Below are 21,091 nucleotides of genomic sequence, written 5' to 3'. Positions count from 1 at the left end.
TGACAACCGGTGACGAGGCACAGGAACCGACATGCGCTTCACGCCGACGTTCATGCGGTTCAGGGCGGTTCAGGGAACGGGCGGGCGCCCGGTCTGACGGGCCGCCCAGATCAGCGCGGCCTGCAGCGCCGGATCCTGCCCTTCAACCAACGCCCGAACTGTGGGTGGCGTCACATGATCGGGGCGAACCCCATCGCCCTCCACCGGGCGACCGCTGGCACCGATGAAGTCGGCGATGGCGTGATACAGGATATCCCCATTGGGCAGTCGCTCCGGGACCGAGGGCAGGGCCTGTCCCGCGGTCTGCGACCCGAAGACCGTGGCCCGGCCCAGCGCCTGCAGCCCGCCCGCGAAGATCTCCGTGGTGCTGGCGGACAGTTCGTCCACCACGATTGCCAGGGGACCGGCAAAGGGTCGCACCGGCTGCGCCCGGGTGTCCACGCGCCGCGGATTGGTCACCATGCGCAGCGTCACCCCTCGCTGATGCATGGTGCCCAGTGCGAGCACCGTGTCCACGAAGTGACCGGCCACGCCCATGGACATCCCGCCCACGCCGCCCAGGTTGCCACGCACGTCGAGCACGATGGCGTCCGCCGTCCGGAGCGAATCGATGGCCGCGTCGAACAGGGAACTCAGCACCGGCATCCAGGTGTTGAACCGGATGACCCCGATGGTGCGGCCGTCCTGCCGGACCCGATGCCACGTGAGATGCGCGACCATGGGGGGCAGATTGCCGAACTTCGTGATCACGCCCGGCGGTTCGCCCAGGGTGAGTGTGGGCGAAAGGCGCCGTCCGTCCGGCGCCCGGAACGTCACGGACAGGGTATCGCCTGGAGCGGCGTCCAGCAGCCGGGTGGTGGTCTGCCAGGCGCTCAGGGCCACCTGCCGCTGGTCGGATCGCGGGTCGGAATTTCCCGTCAGCCGGAGCCCGGCCAGGCGTCCCGACAGCGGGCAACCCCCGATCGCCTCCAGTGTCCAGCCCGCGCGTGCGCCGGCCCGCCCGGCGGGCCCGCCGCTGTCCACGGCCGTCAGCACCATCGCGCCGTCCAGATAGCGGTAGGTGACACCCAGCCATCCTCCTCCTCCGCGCGTGGGCTCGCCGCTGTCGTTTCCACCGGACACTCCGTCGGCGAGTTCCTGCGGAATCACCGCGAAGTGGGATTGGCGAAGACGGCCGACCATGTCCGAGAGCACCGCACGCAGCTCTCCCCGCGTGCGGGCCGCGGCGGCCCGGGGACGGAGTTCATCGCGCAGGGCCAGCCAGTTCACGCCGTTGTAGGTGGTGTCCCAGTGGGTGCGCCGGATGATGCTCCATGCCGTGTCGAACGTGGCCACCGGCGTCTCCGCCGCCTCGTCACGGCGGGTGACGGTCGGGGTTACCGTCCCGCACGCGGCCGGCGTCGCCTCAGCCGCCAATGAGCTTGCCGGCCGGGTGTCCCCGGTGCTCGCGGCCGGCCTTCCGGACGAGGCGCAGGCGCTCATGACCGTCGCGCCGACGATCGCCCACGTAACTGCCCGCACTTTCGCCCACGGGGACATCGGCTGACTCTGCGGCCGCACGTGAAACGCGAAGGTGTCCCGAAGCTCCATGGTCTTCAAGTGTAGTCGGGTTCCGGGGATTCGTCCGGTCGGATGAGCGGGCGGGTTGTTGTAGATTGAAAGATTCCGGTCCTGTTTCAGTAACGGGTCGTCACGCTCTCGACCGGGGATCGTGCAGCCCATTAGGATGCATGGTTGTGCCGTAACCGACCGTCGCCTTTTTCCCTGTCATGTCCAAACGTCTTCACGCGCTGCACGCCGCCGGCCAGTCACTCTGGCTGGACTACATCGACCGCGTCATGCTCTCCAACGGAGACCTGACCCGCCGGATCGCCGAGGATGCCCTCACGGGGATGACCTCCAATCCGACGATTTTCGAGAAGGCCCTGGCCGAAGGGGCGGCGTACGATGCACAGCTGGCGACGGTCGAGCCGTCGCTCGACGACCGTGACGCGTTCTTCGTGCTGGCCACCACCGATGTGCGGGACGCCTGCGATGCCTTCCGCGGTGTCTATGAGACGACCGCGGCCGTGGATGGATACGTCTCGCTGGAAGTCTCGCCCGATCTGGCGCGCGATGCGGCCGGCACGGTGGCGGAAGCCCGTCGTCTGTGGGCCATCGTCGACCGTCCGAACCTGATGATCAAGGTGCCCGGCACGGTCGAAGGTGCCGAAGCCATCCGCACGCTGATCGCCGACGGCATCAACGTGAATGTCACGCTGCTCTTTTCCATCGAAGCGCATGCCCGGGTCATCGAAGCCTACCTGGCCGGACTCGAGGCGCGCGCGGCGGCGGGCCTGCCGGTGCACAACGTGGCCTCGGTGGCGAGCTTCTTCGTGAGCCGCGTCGACTCCGCCATCGACAAACAACTGGCCACGAAGGCCGCGGCGGCGAACGACGATGCGGCGCTGCTCGCCCTGCAGGGGAAGGCGGCGATCGCCAATGCGAAGCTGGCCTACCGGCTCTTCCAGGCGTCGTTCTCCGGCGCGCGCTGGGAAGCGCTGTCGACGCTGGGCGCCCGCGTGCAGCGGCCGCTCTGGGCCAGCACGAGCACCAAGAATCCCGCGTATCGCGACGTGATCTACGTGGAAGAGCTCATCGGCCCCGACACGGTCAACACGCTGCCGCCGGCCACCCTCGAAGCCTTCCGGGATCATGGGGAAGTGCGGCAGTCGGTCACCGAGCACGTCGCCGACGCCGAGCGCGCCCTGGCCGCGCTCGAAGCCCAGGGCATCTCGCTGCAGGCGGTGACGGACACCCTGCTGGCGGAGGGACTGGCGTCGTTCGAACAGTCGTTCGTGACGCTCCTCGCGGGCCTCGGGCGCAAACGCGCCACGCTGGTGGGGAGTCACTGATGCCCATCGAGCCCATGACCATTCCGCGCACCGGTCCGGAGCGCGCCGCCGTGGATGCACCCGTGCCCGAAGTGACGAACACGATTCAGCGACCGTACGTGCCGCGCACCAAGATCGTCGGAACGCTCGGCCCGTCGAGCAATTCCCCCGAGGGCATCCGTGCGCTCGTCGATGCGGGGCTCGACGTGGCCCGCATCAACTTTTCGCACGGCACGCACGAGATCCACGAGCGCACCATCAAGGCGGTGCGCGAAGTGTCGGCCGCGGCGGGACGTCCGGTGGCGATTCTCGCGGACCTGCAGGGCCCGCGCATCCGCATCGGCGTGCTGCCGGCGCCGCGTGAACTCGAGGTGGGGGGCGAAGTGGTCCTCGTGCCCGAAGCGCTCGCCAGCGGCGACGAGATCCCCATCACGTATGCGGACCTCTGCCACGACGTGAATCCGGGCAACCGTGTGCTCATCAACGACGGTCTGTTCGAACTGGTCGTGACGCGCGTGGAGAATCCGCGGGTCTGGGCCACCGTCGTGCACGGCGGCACACTCACGAGCAACAAGGGCATGAACCTGCCCGGCATCGCCGTGTCGGCGCCCTCGCTCACCGAGAAGGACAAGGCCGATCTGGCCTTTGCCGTGGCGCACGAGCTCGACATGATCGCGCTGAGTTTCGTGCGTCGGGCGCAGGATATCGAGGAGCTGCGGGCGCTGATCCCGCGCACCATGCTCATCGTGGCGAAGATCGAGAAGGACGTGGCGCTCGAGAACATCGAGGAGATCATGCGTGCGACGGACGCCGTCATGGTCGCCCGCGGTGATCTCGGCGTGGAGCTGCCCTTCGAGGAAGTCCCCATCGCGCAGAAGCACATCATCGCGACGGCCAATCGCATGGGACGTCCGGTCATCACCGCCACGCAGATGCTGGAGTCGATGATCGACAATCCACGCCCCACGCGCGCCGAGGCCAGCGACGTGGCCAACGCCATCCTCGACGGGACCGACGCCGTGATGCTGTCGGCGGAGACGGCCGCGGGACATTATCCGCGTCTCGCCGTCGAGGCGATGCGCCGCATCATCAAGGAAATCGAGATCCATCCGGCGGCCATTCATCCGCGCAAGTACGAACGCCGCGTGATGGCCGGCGTGAACACCGAGGAAGCGATCGCGGCCGCCACGGTGGCCGCCGTGCGCATGCTCGACGCTCCACTGGTGATCGTGTTCACCAAGAGCGGGTTCACGGCGCGCATCGTCGCCTCGCACCGGCCCAGCGTGCCCATTCTCACGCTCACCGACGAGCCGCGCGTCTGCCGTCAGCTCGCCCTGGTGTGGGGCGTGGTGCCCCGACTCGTGCCCACCGCGCGTGGCTACGACCACATGGTGGCCATGGCGCTGCGTGAAGCGCTCGACCTCAACCTGGTCACCAAGGGTGACCGCGTGCTGGTGACTGCCGGCGTGCCGTTCGACGTGCCGGGAACCACCAACCTGCTCAAGGTCGAAACGGTTTGACCACCACTCCCGGGATGCGACTCATCTTCCTGGGAACCGGCACGAGTTTCGGCGTGCCACAGATCGGGTGCGGCTGTGCGGTATGCCATTCGCCCGATCCGCGCGACAAACGATCCCGCTGCGGGGCCGTCATCGAAATCGACGCCCCGCACGGGAACCTGCATGAGAATCCGCACGGAACTCCGCAGACGCCCGTGCGATTGCTCATCGACACGCCACCGGAGCTCCGTCTGCAACTGGTGGCGGCGGGCATCGCGTCGGTCGATGCCGTGCTCTACACGCACGAACATGCCGACCACATTCACGGCATCGACGATCTGCGGGCGATCACCATTCATCGCCCCACGCCACTGCCGCTGTACGGGGAGGCCGCCACGCTGGCCACGCTGGCCACACGTTTCCCGTACGTGGTGGATGAACACCATCGTCCATCACCGGGAACCACCCGCCCGCAGGGGCGTCCAGTGCCCGTCACCTCCGGTGTGCCCTTCGAGGTGCAGGGGGTTCGCGTGCTGCCGTTCTCCGTACCCCATGGCCGCGCTTCGGTCACGGCGTATCGTATCGGAGACATCGGATATGTCACCGACGCCAAGACGTTGCCACCGGACGCGCTCGAGGCATTGGCAGGGGTGCGGGTGCTCGTGCTGAACGCCCTGCTGCGTCACGCGCATCCGTCACATCTGTCCATCGACGAGGCCATTGCCATGGCCCGGCGGGTGGGCGCGGAACGCACGTACTTCACGCATCTGACGCACGACAACTTTCACGCAGCACTCGTCGCCGAGCTGCCGGCCGGCATCGCGCCGGCTCATGACGGCCTGGTGGTGGACCTGCCCGAACGCGCCCGATCATGACGCTCTCGCTCGACTTCACGAACATGATGGCCGGCGCTCTGCCGAGTGGCGCCGGAATCACCGCGCCGGAATGGACCGATGCCGCGGAGGCCTTTCGCGCGGCACATCGGCAGGTGATGGCGAAGCAGGACCAGCTGGGCTTTCTGAGCCTCCCCACCAACGAGACGCTGCTGCGGGCCAGTGTCGACGTGGCGCAGGATACGCGCGGCCGTTTCGACGACGTGCTGCTGCTGGGCATTGGCGGGTCGGCGCTGGGACCCATCGCGCTGCGCACGGCACTCTGCGCTCCGCAATGGAACGCGCTGACCGCCGCGCAACGCCATGGCCATCCGCGATTGCACGTGCTCGACAATGTCGACCCGGCCACCATCGCGGCCACGCTGGCCCGTCTCGACCTGGCGCGCACCCGGGTGCTCGTGGTGTCGAAGTCGGGGGGGACGGTGGAAACGATGGCCCAGTATCTCATCGTGCGTGAGGTGCTGGCGCAGGCACTCGGCGAGGAACAGGCCCGGGCGCATCTGGTGTTCGTGACCGATCCCGAAGTGGGGGCGCTGCGCCGCATCGCGCGCGCCGAAGGCATCACCACGCTCGACATTCCGCCCAATGTGGGTGGACGGTTCTCGGTGTTCTCTCCGGTGGGCATTCTCCCCGCGGCCATCATGGGCATCGATGTGCGGGCCCTGCTGGGCGGTGCGGCGCACGTCACCCTGCTGGCCGAAGGTGAGGACCTCACGCGCAATCTCCCCGGCGCCTTCGCCGTGCTGCAGTGGCTGGCGGATACGCGTCACGGCCGCCGCATCCAGGTGCTCATGCCGTATGCCGATCCGCTCCGGGATCTCGCGCTGTGGTTCGTGCAGCTCTGGGCCGAGTCCCTGGGCAAGATCCTGCCCGATGGCACGTCGGTGGGCCCCACGCCGCTGCCCGCACTGGGGGCGACCGATCAGCACTCCCAGGTGCAGTTGTTCATGGAAGGGCCACAGGACAAGACGGTCACCTTCATCGCCGTGCGCGGTCGGGAGGACGAAGGCCGCATTCCGGCGCGTCACGGGGACATCCCCGAGCTGGGCTATCTCGGCGGACACACGCTCGGAGAGCTCATCGATATCGAACAGCGCGCCACCGCCGGCGCACTGGCGGCGCGGGGGCGTTTCAATGCCACACTGCACGTCGATGCGGTGGACGCCTGGCACATGGGCGCACTGATGCAGACGTTCGAACTGGCCACCGCCTACGCCGGTGCGCTGTACAGGGTCGATGCGTTCAATCAGCCCGGCGTGGAACTGGGCAAGCAGTTTGCCTATGCGATGCTCGGCCGTGCGGGCAGCGATGCCGCCCGTGTGGAATGGGATGCACTTCCCAAGCCGGACCCCCGCTGGCGCATGTAACGTCGCGTCGGACCTTGCCGCGCGGCTTCATCCGGTGGGATGTTTCCGGAGTTGTGGTGGTCTTGGACGTCGGACCTGCTCCGGCATTCGTGACCGCCTCCCGCTTTCACCCTGACACCGCCTGGTCCGTACCGGGCAGGACGTTTGAACATCTCCATGTCCGATTCGACGACTTCTTCGGCTTCGCTGTTCGGCGGCGCCGTGAGCGTGGCCGACGGCCGCGTGCAGGTGCGGGACGCCGCGGCGCTGCAGAGCGCGCACCTCGATGCGCTGGTCCACCAGGCGGTCTTCGGTGCGTCCGAAGGTGAGCGGAGCTACGCCCGCTGGCTGATCTGGGAGATCGGCCAGGCCGTGGGTGTGCGGGCGGCCTCCATCCACGATCTCTATATCGCGCGGGGCGAAGGCAAGTGCGGCGGGTTCACCGTGCCGGCCATCAACGTGCGCGCACTCGCCTACGACACGGCGCGGGCGATCTTCCGCACGGCCAACAAGATGGAGGCCGGCGCCTTCATCCTCGAGATCGCGCGGTCGGAGATCGCGTACACCGAACAGCGTCCTGCCGAATACGTGTCGGTGATGCTGGCCGCGGCGCTGCGTGAAGGATTCCGCGGGCCGGTGTTCATCCAGGGCGACCATTTCCAGGTCAACCACAAGAAGTACGCCGTCGATCCGGTGACCGAAGTGAATGCGGTGAAGGCGCTGGTCACCGAAGCGGTGGCCGCGGGCTTCTACAACATCGACGTGGACACGTCCACGCTGGTGGATCTCTCCAAGGCCACGCTCGACGAACAGCAGCGTCTCAACTACGAGGTGTGCGTCGACATCACGCGCTTCGTACGTGACGCCGAGCCGAAGGGCGTGACCATCTCCGTGGGTGGCGAGATCGGCGAAGTGGGCACCGAGAACAGCACCCCGGCCGAACTCGAAGCGTTCATGGAAGGCTTCAACCGCACGCTGGCCGCCCAGGCGCCCGGGACGGCTGGGCTTTCGAAGATCTCCGTGCAATCGGGCACGTCGCACGGGGGCATCGTGCTGTCCGATGGATCGATCGCCGAGGTAGCGCTCGATCTCGACACGCTGGAAACGCTGTCGAAGATGGCCCGCGACAAGTACCACATGGCCGGTGCCGTGCAGCACGGAGCCTCCACGCTGCCCGATACGGCGTTCAACAACTTCCCGCGCGTGGAAACGGCCGAGATCCATCTGGCCACGAATTTCCAGAACATCATGTACGATCACATTCCGGCGTCGCTCCGGGACGAGATCTATGCGTGGCTCGATGTGAACGCGAAGGACGAGCGCAAGGAGAAGGACAGCAACGAGCAGTTCTACTACAAGACGCGCAAGAAAGCGATCGGGCCGTTCAAGAAGCAGTTGTGGTCCTTGCCGGCCGACGTACGTGGAGCCCTTGGTGCGGCCTACGACGCGAAGTTCACGTTCCTGTTCACCCAACTCGGGATTGGTGGTACCCGGCAGTACGTCGAGCAGTTCGTGAAGGCTCCCGAGTTGCATCGCCCGCTCCCCGATGGTGCCTCGACGGTGGTCGCGGCCCCGGACGACGCGGATCTTTCGGACTGACGTCAGGTACGCAGTACGGGACGTGGGCGCCGGCGACTGGGTCGGTGTCCACCCCGGACTGTCGGCGCTGCCGTCATCACCTGGAGGTATTTCAACATGGCCCGTGGCTATGACGATGATCGCGTAGTGGTCATCGAGCGCGATGAAAGCGGCAACGGCATCGGGATGCTGCTGCTCGGACTCGCGATCGGTGCCGGTGCTGCGCTGCTGTTCGCTCCCGCGAGTGGGCAGGAAACGCGTGAGCGTCTTTCCCGTGAAGCGCGACGCGCAGGCCGTCGTGTGCGTGAGATCACCGACGATCTGGGTGAACGCGTGGCCGATTCGGTGGAACGTGGACGGTCCGCCGTCGACGACCGGGTAGCCCGGGCGCGCTCGGCCGTGCAGACGCGCGTCGATGCGGTGAACGAGGCCGTGGATGCCGGTCGGGAGGCCGCCGCACAGGCGCGGGCCGACCTCGAACAGGCCGTCGCGGATACCAAGCGGGCCTACAGTGATGGCCGCCGTGCCTACAGCGACCGAGTCCGGCGTCACGCCGACGATGTGGCCCCCCAGACGGATCAGTCTGCTGACGGGACTGCGGCAGAAGGCTGAGAGCTGGTGGGATATCGTCCGCCGCGTGTGGAATCAGAGCGCGGCGGACAATGTCCCATTCCTCGCGGGCGGATTGGCGTTCAACATCCTGCTCGCGCTGGTGCCGTTCGTCCTGCTGCTCATCACGGGCCTGTCGTTTCTGCTGGGCAATCAGCCGGCGGAGGCCGCGGATACGGTCACCGCGCTGGTCGCGCAATTGCTTCCCAACGGTTCGAATGCCGCCGACGCGCTGCTGCGCGGCGTGATCACCGATGTGCTGGAAACCCGAGGCGCCGTCACGCTGTATTCGGCCATCGGCTTCGCGTGGTTCTCCACGCGCCTCTTCGGTTCGCTGCGCAGCGTGCTCTCGCTCATTTTCGACGATACCGATCGCAGCATCGTCGTCGGCAAGCTCTTCGACCTGCTGGCCACGGTGGTGGCGACGATGGCGGTGGTCGTGTACGTGGTGTTCAGCGCGTATCTCGATCTGGCCACCACGCGCGGACTGACCCTGCTGCGCGAGGTGGGGCTGCGCGAATCGGCGATGGGCAGTCTCACGTATGTCGTGGGTCGGATGCTGGCCGTGCTGCTGGTGTTCGGCCTGTTCTACGCGTTGTACCGCGGATTGCCGCGGCGGCGTCCGTCGGTGCGGGTGGCTTTTGTGGGTGGCGCGACGGCCGCGGTGCTGTTCGAACTGGCGCGGCATTTGTTCGCGATCCTGGTGCGCAACGCCGATCCGAGTTCGCTCTACACCGGTACCATCGCAGCCATCGTGGCCGTGGTGTTCTGGACGTATTATGCGGCGTTTCTCTTTCTCATCGGCGGAGAGGTGGCGCAGGCCTACGATCTGCGCCAGCGCGAACTCGCGCGGCTGGCGGAACCTCCGCGGGTGCCGACGACCGCTGCCAAGGGGAAGGGCACTCCTGCGGTGAATCGTTCATCGCCGAAGCCCCGCGCCTGATCCTCCTCTCTTTCTTTCGTCGCTGAAGTCCGTCATGCCCGACATGCTCGATCTGCGCAGTGATACGGTCACCCGCCCCACCGCGGCGATGCGTCGCGCCATCGCCGATGCCGACGTGGGCGACGATGTGCTGGAGGGCGACCCCACGACGATGCGCCTCGAAGCCATGGTGGCCGAACGATTGGGGAAGGAGCGGGCGCTGTTTTTCCCCAGCGGCACGATGGCCAACCAGGCCGCGGTGTGGGTGCACACCACCCCGGGCACCGAGATCCTGATCGATGCCGATGCGCACATCGTGCACTGGGAGATCGCGGGCGCGGCGGCGTTGTGCGGGGTGCAGATCCGTCCGGTGCGCGGCACGACGAGCGTGATGGTGGCCGACGACCTGCGGGCGTCGCTCCGGTCACCCTCCATGCACGCGCCCGAGGCATCGCTGGTGTGTCTCGAGAACACCCACAATGGTGCCGGTGGCGCGATCACGACGCTGGCGGACATGCAGGCGCTGCAGGCCGTTGCGCGCCATGCGGCATTGCCGGTGCATCTCGACGGCGCGCGTCTCTGGAACGCCTCCGTGGCCACTGGCACGTCGCTCGCCGATTTCGCGGCCTGCGCCGACACCGTGATGGTGTCGTTCTCGAAGGGCCTTGGCGCTCCGGTGGGTGCCTGCCTGGCCGGCCCGGCGGATCTCATCGCGAAGGCGCATCGTGTGCGCAAGCGGCTCGGCGGTGGCATGCGACAGAGCGGGGTGCTCACCGCCGCAGCCCTGTATGCGCTGGAGCATCATGTCGACCGGCTCGCCGACGATCACGCGGCCGCGCGCGAACTGGCGGCCATCGTGGACGGCGCCGGCGGCGCCACGGTGGTGCCGCCGGACACGAACATCGTCATGATCGACCTGCCGGTCCCGCGCGCCGCCGATGTAGTGGCCCGCGCCGCCGAGCTGGGCGTGCGCATCAGCATCTGGCACGACCGGCGGGTGCGCGCAGTCACTCATCTCGATGCGCCGGTTGGAGCGGTGGTTCTGGCGGCGCGGCAACTACGGCAGGCACTCGAGGAAGTCTGCGGCTGAGGGGCGGGTCAGACTTTCAGACGGGGTCAGAGGTCAGAGATCAGCCGGTCAGAACTGAGACGGATATAGAGGAATGAGAAATCAGACAACCACGAAATCAGAGGTCTGAGCACTTCGGTCGCTGGTGGATTCTGACGCGAGAGCTTGGCGTTTCTGCGGGGCGCTTTGCGCCCCGGGGGACCCGGGCCGCAGGTCCGGCCAGCGAGGCCTGTGGCGCGCACGGCCCCCTCGACCGCCAGTGCTCAGATTTCTGACCTCGTGGTTGTCTGATCTCTCATCATTCGATCGCCGTCTCAGTTCTGACCTCCTGATTTCTGACTTCTGACCCTGTCTGAAGATCTGAGGCAAGAGGGTCGGACTCCAGAGGCCAAACGCCAGATACCAGACGCGCCCTTTGCCCCCACCGTTCCTCTCGCTATCTTGCATTCGCTCCGGGTCCCGGAGGGCACCAGCCCGCCAACCCCGTCAGGACCCCGAAGGTAGCAGCGGCACGTGGAGTCTGGCGTCGCTTCGTCAGGCCCGGAGCACTGCGCGCGGTAAGCCGCTCTCACGAGCCGGTCTTCCGCGCGCTTTTGTTTGTCCAATGGTCGCGCACGAGATCGCCTCGCTCAGGCTTGCCCCTGCGCTGACGTGCGCGATGTGTGATCACCGCAGCGTGCATCCGGGCATGCCTGATTCATCCACCTTTCGATCTCAGGTGGCGACTGATCGCGTCGCAGATCGAATACCTGTGTGTGTCCGATCTGGATTCGGCAAACCGTGAAGGCTTCGGCTTCGCTCCGGCTGTTGTCGACGAAGATGGTGGCGTCCGCAATCGAAGACGCTCGTCGCACCGCTCGTTGCGTTCGTGGAAAACGATTTTCGAGCTTGGTGACGTCCACGGCATGACCACCCTTGGCCACGCGTGTACTCACTCGTCCGATCGAGAGTTGGGCGCTGCTCAACCCCACGAACATCAGGATCACGAAGTAACCCTGCTGCTGCATCTGCACGATCAGATCGGCTTTGGATTCGATCGTGCCATCGGGCCGTTGCAGTCAGTGTGAAAATACGGTCTCCATGGCAAAGGGCACGCCTTTAGACAGCGCCTGGGCCACGAAAGCACTGACGCCATTTTGTGCCACCTGCATCCAGTCGGTGTGACTGTCGCGCAGAGATCTCGCCCATTCGGGAAGCGGATGCTCCAGCCCCGTCTCCGGGAGGATGGACATCATCATCCGATCGGCGTTGATCAGTGGGATCTGCAGGGTGTTGGCGAGCAACTAGTACCACATGGTGGATTTCCCTGAGCCATTGTGACCAGCCAGGATAACCGCCAAGGGCTTGTTTGACGCGCTTTGAGCCTGGAGCAGCGTATCGAGCGCCTGCCCCAGGGATTTCACGGCTCGACTTTGAAGCGGCCGTTCATGAAAACACCCGATTCAATTTTGTCGCCCATCTGCCGAATCACGCGATCGGGGTGGTGGGGATCGACACGGAACAACGGGACATCGGGCATCCTGGCAATATGGACACCGATCTTGGGTATGCCGCGGGCGGCACGCCTCAGTGCCTCACGGCCGCTGGCCACATTTTGTGCGAGCACAGATGGTTGCACCGGGTCCGTCTGGACCGTCACGCCACCGAACTGAACACTCACCATCCCGGAACCTGTTCGATTGGCGTCGATCGTGACCCGTACCCTTTTCTGGGCACCTTTTCGTCGCTTCGGCTGGCTCATAATGGGCGAATCTAGCGCTGAGGAAATACCTGTCCAGCGTGCCGGATGTCGTAGCCTTCGTGGGGAACACCGTCCGTAGGCGAAACCCATGCTGACGGACTTATATCGGTAGATGTTTCCGAGACAGGCCTACCCCGTCCACTTTCGGGGGATCCCGTGGGTCGCATTCCTGGACGCGTTCCCGTCCAGTCAAGGCCGTCCCGGGAATCGGTCGGCCCGCTAGATTGCCCGCATGTCGCTCGCTCTCGCCCGCAAGTATCGCCCGCGCAACTTCGCCACGGTCGCGGTGCAGGACCATGTGGCCAATACGCTCAAGGGGGCCATTGCCCGCGGGCGCGTGGCGCACGGTTACCTGCTGTGCGGTCCCCGCGGCACCGGCAAGACCACGCTCGCGCGCGTGCTGGCCATGGCGCTCAATTGCGAGCGGCGCGGCGAGCCCGAACTGCAGGGCGAACCCTGCGGACAGTGCGCCAGCTGCCAGCGCATCTGGAGCGGATCGGCCTCGCTCGACGTGGTCGAGATCGATGCCGCGTCCAATCGTGGTGTCGATGACGCGCGCGAACTGCGGGAACGTGCCATGTATGCCCCGTCCGGCGATGATCGCTACAAGGTCTACATCGTCGACGAAGCGCACATGCTCACGCGCGAGGCGTGGAACGCGCTGCTGAAAGTGCTCGAGGAACCGCCGCCGCGTGTGGTGTTCGTTTTCGCCACCACCGAACCGCAGAAGATCGCGCAGGCTGCCGCACCGGTGCTCTCGCGACTCCAGCGGTTCGATCTCAAGCGCATCGGGCCGGCGGAGATCCGTGAACGTCTCGCGGCCGTGCTCACCGAAGAGCAGGTGGCCTTCGAGATGGATGCGCTGGCCATGATCGCTCGCGCTGCCGATGGCGGACTGCGTGACGCGCTGTCACTCACCGACCAGGTGTTGTCCCTGGGGGAGAGTGCCGCGGTCACGGCGGAGCGCGTGCAGACCGCGCTCGGCCTCATTCCCGACGACGAGTATCTCGCGCTGCTCGACATGGTCGCCGACCGGCGCGCCGCCGAGGTGTTTTCGGCCGTGCAGCGTCTGGCCGATGCCGGCGTCGATTTTGTGCTGGTGCTCTCGGGGCTCGGCGATCTGCTGCGGGCGCAACTCGCCATCGAACTGGGCGGCGTGCCGCCCGAGTTGCCGGAGCGCATGCGCGCCGCGCTCGCCGAGCGCAAAGGACGTCTGGCGGCGAACGATCTGCTGCGCATGCTGCACGCGCTGCTCGAACTCGAGCCCATGTACCGGCGCAGTGGTCAGCCACAGTTGTTGCTGGAGACATTGCTCGTGCGGTTCGCGCTGCTCGATCGCACCATCGAGTTGCAGGAAGTGCTGCAGGGGTTCGGCAGCGGCGGCCGCGAGGATCCGCCGCGGCGGGCGGCGCATGAAACCCGCGTGGCTCCCGCGTACGCGATGGCGCCGGCGGCCTCGTCGTTCGTGACGCCGCCGCCGACCGTGCCCTCAGCGACGGCCCAGACGGCAACACCGCCACGAACACCGGCATCGGCGCCGAGCGCGCCACCCATCCCCACCCCACGCCCCGCCACGCAGCAGGTCGCCGATGCGGCGGCGGCCGCGCAGGAAGCCGCCCGCAGCGCGCCGCCACGGGCCCCCTCAGGGCCGCCGCCGGATATCGACCGGGTGGGCGCGCGCTGGCGGGATGTGGCCGATACGCTGCGGCAGAACGGACGGGGCATGCTCGCCCAGGCCGTGGAGCGCCTCATTCCCATGACGATCGCCCCGAACGGGACGCTCACGCTGGGGTATGACCCGCTCGACGACACTTTCGCGCAGGCCGTCGAAAAATCGCGGGCCGATGTGCTGGCCGCCGTGCAGGGCATGTTCGACGGTCTCACGGCCCTCGTCCTCAAACCGCACACCCCGGCCGCCGCCGCGCCGTCGCGTGATACCACTGTGCGCATGACCGCGCACGATGTGCAGCGGCAGCGCACCGAGCAGATCGCCTCGCGGAACGCGCTGCTCGACGCGGCCGTCAAGGCGCTCGACTTGGAACTGCTGGACTGAGCGGGCCGGCCGGGCTCCGGGGTTCCTCCCGAACCCACGCCCCCAAACCCACACCCGCAGTTCCCCCCGGACTCACTCCCCACAACCCATAACCGCAGTCCTCAATGGATCTCTTCAAGATGCTGGGCCAGTTCAAGGACATGCAGGCGCGCATGCAGACGATGCAGGACGAGATGTCGCAGCGCACCTTCACCGCGTTGGCTGGTGGCGGCATGGTCACGGCCGATGTCGACGGCAAGATGCAGCTCAAGCGCATCAAGCTCGATCCGACCGTCGTCAATCCGGCCGATCTCGAAATGCTCGAGGATCTCATCGTCGTGGCCGTGGCCGAAGCGCAGAAGAAGGCCGCCGACGCCATGCAGATGGAGTTGCAGAAAGTGACCGGCGGGATCGACCTCCCGTTCAAGCTGCCGTTCTGACGAACGGCCGTCCTCCGGGTTGCCATGTCGGTCATCGACGAACTCACCAACGAACTCGCCCGGCTTCCGGGAATCGGACGCAAAACGGCACTGCGGCTGACGTACCATCTGTTGCGTCAGCCGTCGTCGCAGAGCCGGAAGCTGGCGGAGGCGCTCGTCGCGCTCACCGAACGGGTGCGTCCCTGCGAGCGGTGCCACAACCTCACCGAATCCCCGCTGTGTGCGCTGTGCACCGATCCGCGTCGCGATCCGACCACGCTCTGTGTGGTGGAGCAGGCCAGCGACATCGCGTCGATCGAGCGCGCCGGGGAGTTCCGGGGGCTGTACCACGTGTTGGGCGGGCGGCTTTCGCCGCTGGACGGCGTGGGCCCTGAGGATCTGACCGTGGCCGCGCTGTTGGCCCGTCTCGAGCCGGACGGGGTACGGGAAGTGATCCTGGCCACCAATCCGTCGCTGGAAGGCGAAGCCACCGCGCTGTATGTCCAGCGCCAGTTGACCGGAATGAGTCGGAGCCTGGTGGACGGCGGAGCCATCCGGGTTACCCGGATCGCCCGCGGTCTGCCCGTGGGTGGAGACCTCGAATATGCCGATGGTGTGACGATCGCTCAGGCGCTCGCGGCCCGGCGGGAGATGTGATGCGGCGTTCCAGAACGATTGGATGGGTGCTGGCCAGCGTGGCCATCGGGGCGGCGGTGGGGGTGCTGGGGTGGAGCGTACAGCTGCATCGGCACCGTCGGTCGCTGTTTCATGCCGCTCCCCGCAAGCGATTGGCGGCACTCGGTTACCTTCGCGCCCACCCGAGCGTTGATAGTGCGCGGCTACTCCGGGACTATCTGGCCTGGGAGTCGCATCCGTTGCTGCGACGCCGGGCTCAGAGGGTTCTGCGGCGCACGGAGCGGCTGTTACGTTCTTAGCGGGGGCTCAGCGGCCCCCGTGGTGCCGGCGGTGTGATACGATCGTGCGGAAGGTCACGCGGTCGATCACCGGAGACCGGCCCACCGTCCGAGCCTTTCGCCATCATCGTTCATGCCCATCGGCGCCGCCACCTGGTCGTTCACCGAGGACGACTTCGGGGCCATCACGATCACGCTCCAGCGGTTCCTGTACGACGCCAAGGCGCGCTGCGCACTGCTCGTCGACCGGAGCGGTCAGCTCGTCGCGACGGTGGGCGAGCCCCCCAATTTCGACGCCACGGCCTTCGCGACCCTCACGGCGGCCGATTTCAGCGCCAATGACCAGCTGGCCCGTCTGATCGGAGAGAGCGACTTCAACGTCCTCTTCCACCAGGGCGAGCGGGAATCGATGTATCTGGCCGACATCGCGCGGCGCGTCATTCTGGTGGTGCTGTTCGACAATCGCACCACACTGGGACTGGTCCGGCTCCGCATGAAGAGTGCGGTCGACGAGCTGACCCGCATCTTCGAAGGCGTCTTTGCCCGCGGCAGCGCGGCCGAGGCGGCGCCCCCGGGCTTCCTGGCCGGCGCGGAAGACGAGATCGACCGGCTCTTTCAGTAAGGACGCGCTGCGATGTCGATGATCAACTACGCGTCCCGCGAGATCAACTGCAAAATCGTCTTCTACGGACCCGGGCTGGGCGGCAAGACCACCAACCTCGAGTACGTGTACGGCAAGGTGTTGCCCAACACCCGGGGCAAGCTCATTTCGCTGGCCACCGAGACCGAGCGCACGCTCTTTTTCGACTTCCTGCCGGTCGATCTGGGCACGATCCGTGGCTTCCGCACCCGATTTCACCTCTACACGGTGCCCGGGCAGGTCTACTACAATGCGAGTCGAAAGCTCATCTTGAAGGGAGTGGATGGAGTGGTGTTCGTCGCCGACTCGCAGGCCGAGCGGGCAGAAGCCAATCTCGAGTCCATGCAGAACCTGTATGACAACATGGCGGCGTATGGGTATGATCTCACCCGGATGCCGTTCGTCATCCAGTACAACAAGCGCGATCTTCCCAACGCGGCGTCGCTGGCCGAGCTGCAGACCATGCTCAACCCGGGCTGGGAAGTCACGGATCCCACGCGGATGCGTCCGATGGCCGATCCGTTCCGCCCCGGTGAGTACCTGGTGAGCCAGTTGCCCACCGGCGAGTGGGTGGAGCGTGTGCCGTACTTCGAAGCTGTTGCGGTCACCGGGGATGGGGTCTTCGATACGCTGAAGGCCGTCTCCAAGCTGGTGCTCAAGACACTCGCCTGACCCTTCCGCCGGCGCGGAACGGCGGCGCGTGACGCGGGCACCGTCCTCCGGATGTTGTCCTGCCTCCCGCTACTCCCGCGCACGTGAACCTTCCCAACGCGATCACCGTCGGCCGCATCGCTCTGACGCCTCTGATTGCGTGGCTGCCGTTCACCACGTCGTGGACGGCCCGCCTCGTGGCGTTCGTGCTGTTCCTCGTCGCGGCCATCACCGACTACTGGGACGGCCATCTCGCGCGGCAGCGCAATCTCGTCACCGACCTCGGGCGTCTGCTCGACCCGTTGGCCGACAAGCTGCTGCTCGTGGCCACGCTGGTGCCGATGTATTTCCTGCAGCGGCATCCGCAGTTCATCGTGTCCGATGCGGCGTATGTCGCCAGCGGCAGTGCCGACGCCTCGCCGTTTCTCTTTGCGACGCCGTTCGGGCATGTGTCGCTGCCGCTCTGGATCGTATTGGTGGTCCTGGGGCGCGAGGCGTTCATGACGGTGTTCCGGCAGATTGCCGCGCGGCGCGGTCTCGTGATCTCGGCCATCGGTCCGGCCAAGTGGAAGACCACGTTCCAGAGTATCTGGCTGGGGGCGGCCTATTTCTGGTTCTTCGCGCTGACGCTCGCGGTGCGCGAAGGGTGGCAGAACGACTCGGCGTGGCAGGCCTTTGCGTGGTTCAATGGATTCGTGGGCATCACCAGCATGCTGGGCGCGGTGGCCCTCACGTTGTATAGCCTGTGGTTGTATCTGCGGCGGTATGGGCCGCAGGTGATGCGGCTCGCCTGAGCGCATCTTTTCCTTTCTTCCCGGAGCATGGCGTGAAGCGATTGGTACTCGCGGCATTGGTGTTGGCGATGGCGTGCGGTGGTGACGGCAACTCGTCGACGGGACCGAAGAGTTCCGGTGGAGTGACCGCAACGATCGATGGGACGGCCTTCTCAGCCGATCTCGCCGTCCAGGCGACACGCGCCGGCAACGTCCTCGCGTTCGGCGCGGTCAGCGGCAACTCCCGTCAGTTGAACTTCTCACTGGTCAATGTCACGGCCGCGGGCACCATCCCGGTGGGTACCGGCACCGGTGCTCACACGATCACGTATACGGAAGGCACCAAGGCGTGGGTCACCAGCATGGTGGGCGGCTCGGGGAGTGTCGTCATCACCACCCTCACCGCCAACCGCGCGGTGGGAACGTTCTCCTTCACCGCCATTCCCTCCACCAATACGGGCGCGGCGGGCAACAAGGCCGTGACGGCCGGCAGCTTCGACGTGAAGTTCTGAGTGGCGTTCCGAGTCCGGGTGCCCTCATCCGAGGGCAACACCGTCCATCAGGGCCTGCGTGATCTCTGCCGCCGGCACCTCGCGACACCCGGTGGTGTTCTGACCGGCCCAGAGTGACGAGAAATCATCACGCTGTTCCCTCTCCGCGGCGGCACGCAGTGCGGTGATGGCCGCCGTGGCGAGGGGGAAGGCCGGCGCGAGGGGGCTCATCGGGCCCAGTTCACGCATCACGCGATTGAACATTCCCCGCGCGGGCCGGCCGGTGAGCAGGTTGGTCACTGCGGTGAGCGCGGTGCGGCTTTCGTCACGCAATGCACGGCGATGTAGGGGCGTGGTGTGCACTTCGGGGCACAGCAGATACGACGTCCCCACCTGCACACCCGCTGCTCCGAGCGCCACGGCCGCGACCACACCGCGGGAGTCGGCGATCCCGCCCGCCGCGATGACCGGCACGCGCACCGCCCGCACCACCTGGGGCAGCAGGGCAAAAGTCCCCGACTGGCCGCAGAGATCGTCGGACAGAAACATGCCGCGATGCCCACCGGCTTCGAGTCCCTGCGCGATGATGCCGCTCACGCCACGGGCTTCGAGCCAACGTGCTTCATCGACCGTGGTGGCGGTGGACAGGATCTTCGCGCCCCATCCGCGCACGCGTTCGAGCAATGCCGGCGCCGGCAGACCGAAATGAAAACTGACCACCGCGGGCCGGAAGGGCTCCAGCGCATCGGCCACGTCGTGATTGAAGGGGACCCGACCCGGTCCCCGCGGAATCTGCTGTGGATCGACACCGAACTCTTCGAAGTACGGGGCCAACGCCGCACGCCACGCGTCCTCGCGCGATTCGTCGGAAACGGGTGGTGCGTGGCAGAAGAAGTTGACGTTCACCGGCCCGTGCACATCCCGCGTGACGTGCGTGAGTTCCGTCTCCATGGCCGTGGGTGCCAGCGTCGCGCAGGGGAGCGAACCCAGCCCACCGGCGTTTGTCGTGGCCACCGCCAGCGCAGCCCCCTGCACACCAGCCATCGGCGCCTGGATGATGGGCAGGCGGGAGTCGAACAGGTGATGCAGTGTGGCCGCGCGCATGGCACAGTCTCCGGAAGAATGAGGCAGCGGTGTTCAGGCGATCTCCAGGCGATCTCCATGGGGCTCGAGGCATCACAATGGGATCACGCGATATCGGTCGGCATCCGTCGATATCACGCAATATCGGTGACGGCGACTCAGGGACGCGATAGTTTCCCGTGATATGCACGCCAGGCATGCCACCGATCATCCCGCCATCCAGGACTTCCTCGACCACTTCAGTGCGATGATGGAACCGGAGGGGCTGCCACGCCCCGCCGGCCGGATGCTCGGGGTCTTCTTCGTGGAAGGAGGACCGCTCACGGCCGAGGAACTCGCCGAGCGGCTGCAGATCAGTCGCAGCAACGTGAGTACCACCGTGCGGATTCTGGAGTCGCTCGGCGTGGTGCATCGCACGCGGCTTCCCGGCGAACGCACCGATCGGTTCCGGCTGCACGACGACCCCTTCGTGCCCATGCTGCAGGCCAGCGTGGTGCGCGCGACCCGGATGCGGGATCTGGTGCAGGGATGTCGCACGGCCTTGCCGGCGACGCTCAAACCCGCTGCCCAGCGACTGCTCCCGCTGGAGCGGTTCTTCGGATATGCCGCGAACTGGCTCGCCGAGATGGCGGGCGCCTGGCCCGGAGCGCGGCGCCCGCGGTGATCCCGTCAGGCAGCGGGTGGTGATGGGAATAGAGTGGTCATATATTTCTGATTATTCAGAAACATCAGAACATTGGACATACTCACCCCATCCCTCATGCGTCGCCGTCATCTCTTCGAAATCGCCGATCAGTCCTGGTGTCCCCGCGTCGTTCGCGACGGGGTGACCGACTATCTCCGGCACGCCATCACGGTGGGCAATGCGTACGGACCGGCGGTGCCGCACCTGGCCGGGTTGCTGCATCGCACGGGGCGGAACGACATCGTCGATCTCGCGGCCGGTGGCGGAGGCCCATGGCAGTCACTCCTCCCGGCGCTTGCCGCCGAAGGTGTGGCCCCCACGATCACGCTCACCGACTGGCATCCGAATCTCGAGGCGTTCGCGCGGGCGGCACACGACATGCCCGGACGGGTGCAGGGGGAGCGGCGCGCGGTGGATGCGCGGCGGGTGCCGGCCGATCTCCGCGGCGTGCGCACCATGTTCTCGGCGTTGCATCATTTCGAAGAGGACGAGATCGTCGCGATGTTGCGGGATGCCGAGCAGGCCGGCGAGCCGTTCGCGGCGTTGGAAGCCACGCATCGCAGTGTCAAGGCACTGCTGATCACCTGCCTCACGCCAATCCTGGTGCTGCTGTTCACGCCGGCCATCCGGCCGTTCCGGTGGTCACGCCTGCTGTTCACCTATCTCATTCCGCTCATCCCGTTGACCGTATTGTGGGACGGCCTCGTCTCATGCTTGCGGACGTATACCCCCGCGGAACTCGACGACATCGCTCAGCGCGCCGGTGTGCAACACACGCGCTATGAATGGCGGGCAGGAGAATCGGGCGGCGGGCCGCTGCCGGTCACCTATCTCATCGGTCTGACGCGTTCCAACGCCCCAGCGAGGACCTGA

23 protein-coding genes and 1 other RNA gene are annotated in these 21,091 nt (G+C 66.6%); 20 read left to right on the top strand and 4 right to left on the bottom strand.

Translation table 11 applies throughout. From position 1 onward, the window contains the following. Positions 1–69 precede the first annotated feature (69 nt). Complete coding sequence (locus WG208_RS09955) at positions 70–1,335, bottom strand: S41 family peptidase (RefSeq protein WP_337171189.1); 1,266 nt, start codon at positions 1,333–1,335, stop codon at positions 70–72. Here WG208_RS09955 and WG208_RS09950 point away from each other — a divergent pair. From WG208_RS09950 to WG208_RS09900, 11 genes are all read left to right on the top strand, one after another. Beyond that, entirely contained in the window at positions 1,319–1,546 is a 228-nt protein-coding gene (locus tag WG208_RS09950; RefSeq protein ID WP_337171188.1) for a hypothetical protein, read from the top strand. The two genes, WG208_RS09955 and WG208_RS09950, sit on opposite strands and share 17 nt — an antisense overlap. A 223-nt stretch (positions 1,547–1,769) precedes the next feature. Continuing rightward, positions 1,770–2,894, top strand: coding sequence for a transaldolase (gene tal, locus WG208_RS09945; RefSeq protein ID WP_337171187.1), 1,125 nt, complete (start codon positions 1,770–1,772; stop codon positions 2,892–2,894). After that, positions 2,894–4,393 (top strand): pyruvate kinase, encoded by a 1,500-nt coding sequence (gene pyk, locus WG208_RS09940; RefSeq protein WP_337171186.1) that lies wholly within the window; start codon positions 2,894–2,896, stop codon positions 4,391–4,393. Before tal ends, pyk begins: the two co-directional genes overlap by 1 nt. A gap of 14 nt (positions 4,394–4,407) precedes the next feature. Further along, entirely contained in the window at positions 4,408–5,247 is an 840-nt protein-coding gene (locus WG208_RS09935) for an MBL fold metallo-hydrolase (RefSeq protein ID WP_337171185.1), read from the top strand. Then, positions 5,244–6,632: a glucose-6-phosphate isomerase gene (locus tag WG208_RS09930; protein ID WP_337171184.1), complete on the top strand. Its 1,389-nt coding sequence runs from the start codon at positions 5,244–5,246 to the stop codon at positions 6,630–6,632. The genes WG208_RS09935 and WG208_RS09930 overlap by 4 nt, the downstream gene beginning before the upstream one ends. 156 nt (positions 6,633–6,788) lie before the next feature. Continuing rightward, positions 6,789–8,210 (top strand): class II fructose-bisphosphate aldolase, encoded by a 1,422-nt coding sequence (locus tag WG208_RS09925; RefSeq protein WP_337171183.1) that lies wholly within the window; start codon positions 6,789–6,791, stop codon positions 8,208–8,210. A gap of 96 nt (positions 8,211–8,306) precedes the next feature. Beyond that, a complete protein-coding gene (locus tag WG208_RS09920) occupies positions 8,307–8,801 on the top strand; it encodes a YtxH domain-containing protein (RefSeq protein WP_337171182.1) in 495 nt (164 codons plus the stop codon). Then, positions 8,749–9,741, top strand: a complete 993-nt coding sequence (locus tag WG208_RS09915; protein ID WP_337171181.1) for a YihY/virulence factor BrkB family protein — start codon at positions 8,749–8,751, stop codon at positions 9,739–9,741. The genes WG208_RS09920 and WG208_RS09915 overlap by 53 nt, the downstream gene beginning before the upstream one ends. Positions 9,742–9,775: 34 nt before the next feature. After that, positions 9,776–10,810 carry a GntG family PLP-dependent aldolase gene (locus tag WG208_RS09910; protein WP_337171180.1) on the top strand — a complete coding sequence of 345 codons (1,035 nt, stop codon included), beginning with the start codon at positions 9,776–9,778 and terminating at the stop codon, positions 10,808–10,810. A 430-nt stretch (positions 10,811–11,240) separates the two neighbouring features. Continuing rightward, positions 11,241–11,337, top strand: an RNA gene (gene ffs / locus WG208_RS09905) — signal recognition particle sRNA small type. A 114-nt stretch (positions 11,338–11,451) separates the two neighbouring features. Next, a complete protein-coding gene (locus WG208_RS09900) occupies positions 11,452–11,856 on the top strand; it encodes a hypothetical protein (RefSeq protein ID WP_337171179.1) in 405 nt (134 codons plus the stop codon). On the opposite strand, the gene WG208_RS09895 is transcribed toward WG208_RS09900, so the two are convergent. Continuing rightward, positions 11,848–12,072 carry a hypothetical protein gene (locus tag WG208_RS09895; RefSeq protein ID WP_337171178.1) on the bottom strand — a complete coding sequence of 75 codons (225 nt, stop codon included), beginning with the start codon at positions 12,070–12,072 and terminating at the stop codon, positions 11,848–11,850. The two genes, WG208_RS09900 and WG208_RS09895, sit on opposite strands and share 9 nt — an antisense overlap. Positions 12,073–12,188: 116 nt before the next feature. Continuing rightward, on the bottom strand, positions 12,189–12,530 hold the full coding sequence (locus WG208_RS09890; protein ID WP_337171177.1) for a hypothetical protein: 342 nt from the start codon (positions 12,528–12,530) through the stop codon (positions 12,189–12,191). A gap of 232 nt (positions 12,531–12,762) precedes the next feature. Between WG208_RS09890 and dnaX the strand changes: the two genes are divergently transcribed. The 7 genes from dnaX to WG208_RS09855 all read left to right on the top strand — a co-directional run bounded on the left by dnaX (position 12,763) and on the right by WG208_RS09855 (position 18,471). Beyond that, a complete protein-coding gene (dnaX, locus tag WG208_RS09885; protein ID WP_337171176.1) occupies positions 12,763–14,583 on the top strand; it encodes a DNA polymerase III subunit gamma/tau in 1,821 nt (606 codons plus the stop codon). 104 nt (positions 14,584–14,687) lie between these two features. Further along, complete coding sequence (locus WG208_RS09880; RefSeq protein WP_337171175.1) at positions 14,688–15,002, top strand: YbaB/EbfC family nucleoid-associated protein; 315 nt, start codon at positions 14,688–14,690, stop codon at positions 15,000–15,002. A gap of 24 nt (positions 15,003–15,026) precedes the next feature. Next, on the top strand, positions 15,027–15,638 hold the full coding sequence (gene recR, locus WG208_RS09875; RefSeq protein ID WP_337171174.1) for a recombination mediator RecR: 612 nt from the start codon (positions 15,027–15,029) through the stop codon (positions 15,636–15,638). A 390-nt stretch (positions 15,639–16,028) separates the two neighbouring features. Next, on the top strand, positions 16,029–16,517 hold the full coding sequence (locus WG208_RS09870; protein ID WP_337171173.1) for a roadblock/LC7 domain-containing protein: 489 nt from the start codon (positions 16,029–16,031) through the stop codon (positions 16,515–16,517). A gap of 12 nt (positions 16,518–16,529) precedes the next feature. Beyond that, positions 16,530–17,207, top strand: a complete 678-nt coding sequence (locus WG208_RS09865) for an ADP-ribosylation factor-like protein (protein ID WP_337171172.1) — start codon at positions 16,530–16,532, stop codon at positions 17,205–17,207. Positions 17,208–17,290: 83 nt separating this feature from the next. After that, positions 17,291–17,980, top strand: a complete 690-nt coding sequence (locus tag WG208_RS09860; protein WP_337171171.1) for a CDP-alcohol phosphatidyltransferase family protein — start codon at positions 17,291–17,293, stop codon at positions 17,978–17,980. Between the two features lie 32 nt (positions 17,981–18,012). Continuing rightward, entirely contained in the window at positions 18,013–18,471 is a 459-nt protein-coding gene (locus WG208_RS09855) for a DUF6252 family protein (protein ID WP_337171170.1), read from the top strand. A gap of 24 nt (positions 18,472–18,495) precedes the next feature. Here the strand turns inward: WG208_RS09855 and WG208_RS09850 are convergent, their stop codons facing one another. After that, on the bottom strand, positions 18,496–19,554 hold the full coding sequence (locus tag WG208_RS09850) for a nitronate monooxygenase (protein WP_337171169.1): 1,059 nt from the start codon (positions 19,552–19,554) through the stop codon (positions 18,496–18,498). Between the two features lie 163 nt (positions 19,555–19,717). Here WG208_RS09850 and WG208_RS09845 point away from each other — a divergent pair, with 163 nt between their 5' ends. Both WG208_RS09845 and WG208_RS09840 read left to right on the top strand, forming a co-directional pair. Continuing rightward, positions 19,718–20,197, top strand: coding sequence for a MarR family transcriptional regulator (locus WG208_RS09845; RefSeq protein ID WP_337171168.1), 480 nt, complete (start codon positions 19,718–19,720; stop codon positions 20,195–20,197). Between the two features lie 96 nt (positions 20,198–20,293). Continuing rightward, positions 20,294–21,091 (top strand): hypothetical protein, encoded by a 798-nt coding sequence (locus WG208_RS09840; protein WP_337171167.1) that lies wholly within the window; start codon positions 20,294–20,296, stop codon positions 21,089–21,091.

It is taken from the genome of Gemmatimonas aurantiaca (genome assembly GCF_037190085.1).
Taxonomy (GTDB): domain Bacteria; phylum Gemmatimonadota; class Gemmatimonadetes; order Gemmatimonadales; family Gemmatimonadaceae; genus Gemmatimonas; species Gemmatimonas aurantiaca_A.
The sequence above is the reverse complement of the archived record's forward strand: the minus strand, read 5'-3'. Positions and strand labels throughout refer to the sequence as shown.

What these genes read in the sequence shown, in the direction of transcription:
- tal (WP_337171187.1), top strand. Translation starts at nt 1,770, where the DNA reads ATGTCCAAACGTCTTCACGCGCTGCACGCCGCCGGCCAGTCACTCTGG.
- pyk (WP_337171186.1), top strand. Translation starts at nt 2,894, where the DNA reads ATGCCCATCGAGCCCATGACCATTCCGCGCACCGGTCCGGAGCGCGCC.
- WG208_RS09935 (WP_337171185.1), top strand. Translation starts at nt 4,408, where the DNA reads ATGCGACTCATCTTCCTGGGAACCGGCACGAGTTTCGGCGTGCCACAG.
- WG208_RS09930 (WP_337171184.1), top strand. Translation starts at nt 5,244, where the DNA reads ATGACGCTCTCGCTCGACTTCACGAACATGATGGCCGGCGCTCTGCCG.
- WG208_RS09925 (WP_337171183.1), top strand. Translation starts at nt 6,789, where the DNA reads ATGTCCGATTCGACGACTTCTTCGGCTTCGCTGTTCGGCGGCGCCGTG.
- WG208_RS09920 (WP_337171182.1), top strand. Translation starts at nt 8,307, where the DNA reads ATGGCCCGTGGCTATGACGATGATCGCGTAGTGGTCATCGAGCGCGAT.
- WG208_RS09915 (WP_337171181.1), top strand. Translation starts at nt 8,749, where the DNA reads ATGTGGCCCCCCAGACGGATCAGTCTGCTGACGGGACTGCGGCAGAAG.
- WG208_RS09910 (WP_337171180.1), top strand. Translation starts at nt 9,776, where the DNA reads ATGCCCGACATGCTCGATCTGCGCAGTGATACGGTCACCCGCCCCACC.
- WG208_RS09890 (WP_337171177.1), bottom strand. Translation starts at nt 12,530, where the DNA reads ATGAGCCAGCCGAAGCGACGAAAAGGTGCCCAGAAAAGGGTACGGGTC.
- dnaX (WP_337171176.1), top strand. Translation starts at nt 12,763, where the DNA reads ATGTCGCTCGCTCTCGCCCGCAAGTATCGCCCGCGCAACTTCGCCACG.
- WG208_RS09880 (WP_337171175.1), top strand. Translation starts at nt 14,688, where the DNA reads ATGGATCTCTTCAAGATGCTGGGCCAGTTCAAGGACATGCAGGCGCGC.
- recR (WP_337171174.1), top strand. Translation starts at nt 15,027, where the DNA reads ATGTCGGTCATCGACGAACTCACCAACGAACTCGCCCGGCTTCCGGGA.
- WG208_RS09870 (WP_337171173.1), top strand. Translation starts at nt 16,029, where the DNA reads ATGCCCATCGGCGCCGCCACCTGGTCGTTCACCGAGGACGACTTCGGG.
- WG208_RS09865 (WP_337171172.1), top strand. Translation starts at nt 16,530, where the DNA reads ATGTCGATGATCAACTACGCGTCCCGCGAGATCAACTGCAAAATCGTC.
- WG208_RS09850 (WP_337171169.1), bottom strand. Translation starts at nt 19,554, where the DNA reads ATGCGCGCGGCCACACTGCATCACCTGTTCGACTCCCGCCTGCCCATC.
- WG208_RS09845 (WP_337171168.1), top strand. Translation starts at nt 19,718, where the DNA reads ATGCACGCCAGGCATGCCACCGATCATCCCGCCATCCAGGACTTCCTC.
- WG208_RS09840 (WP_337171167.1), top strand. Translation starts at nt 20,294, where the DNA reads ATGCGTCGCCGTCATCTCTTCGAAATCGCCGATCAGTCCTGGTGTCCC.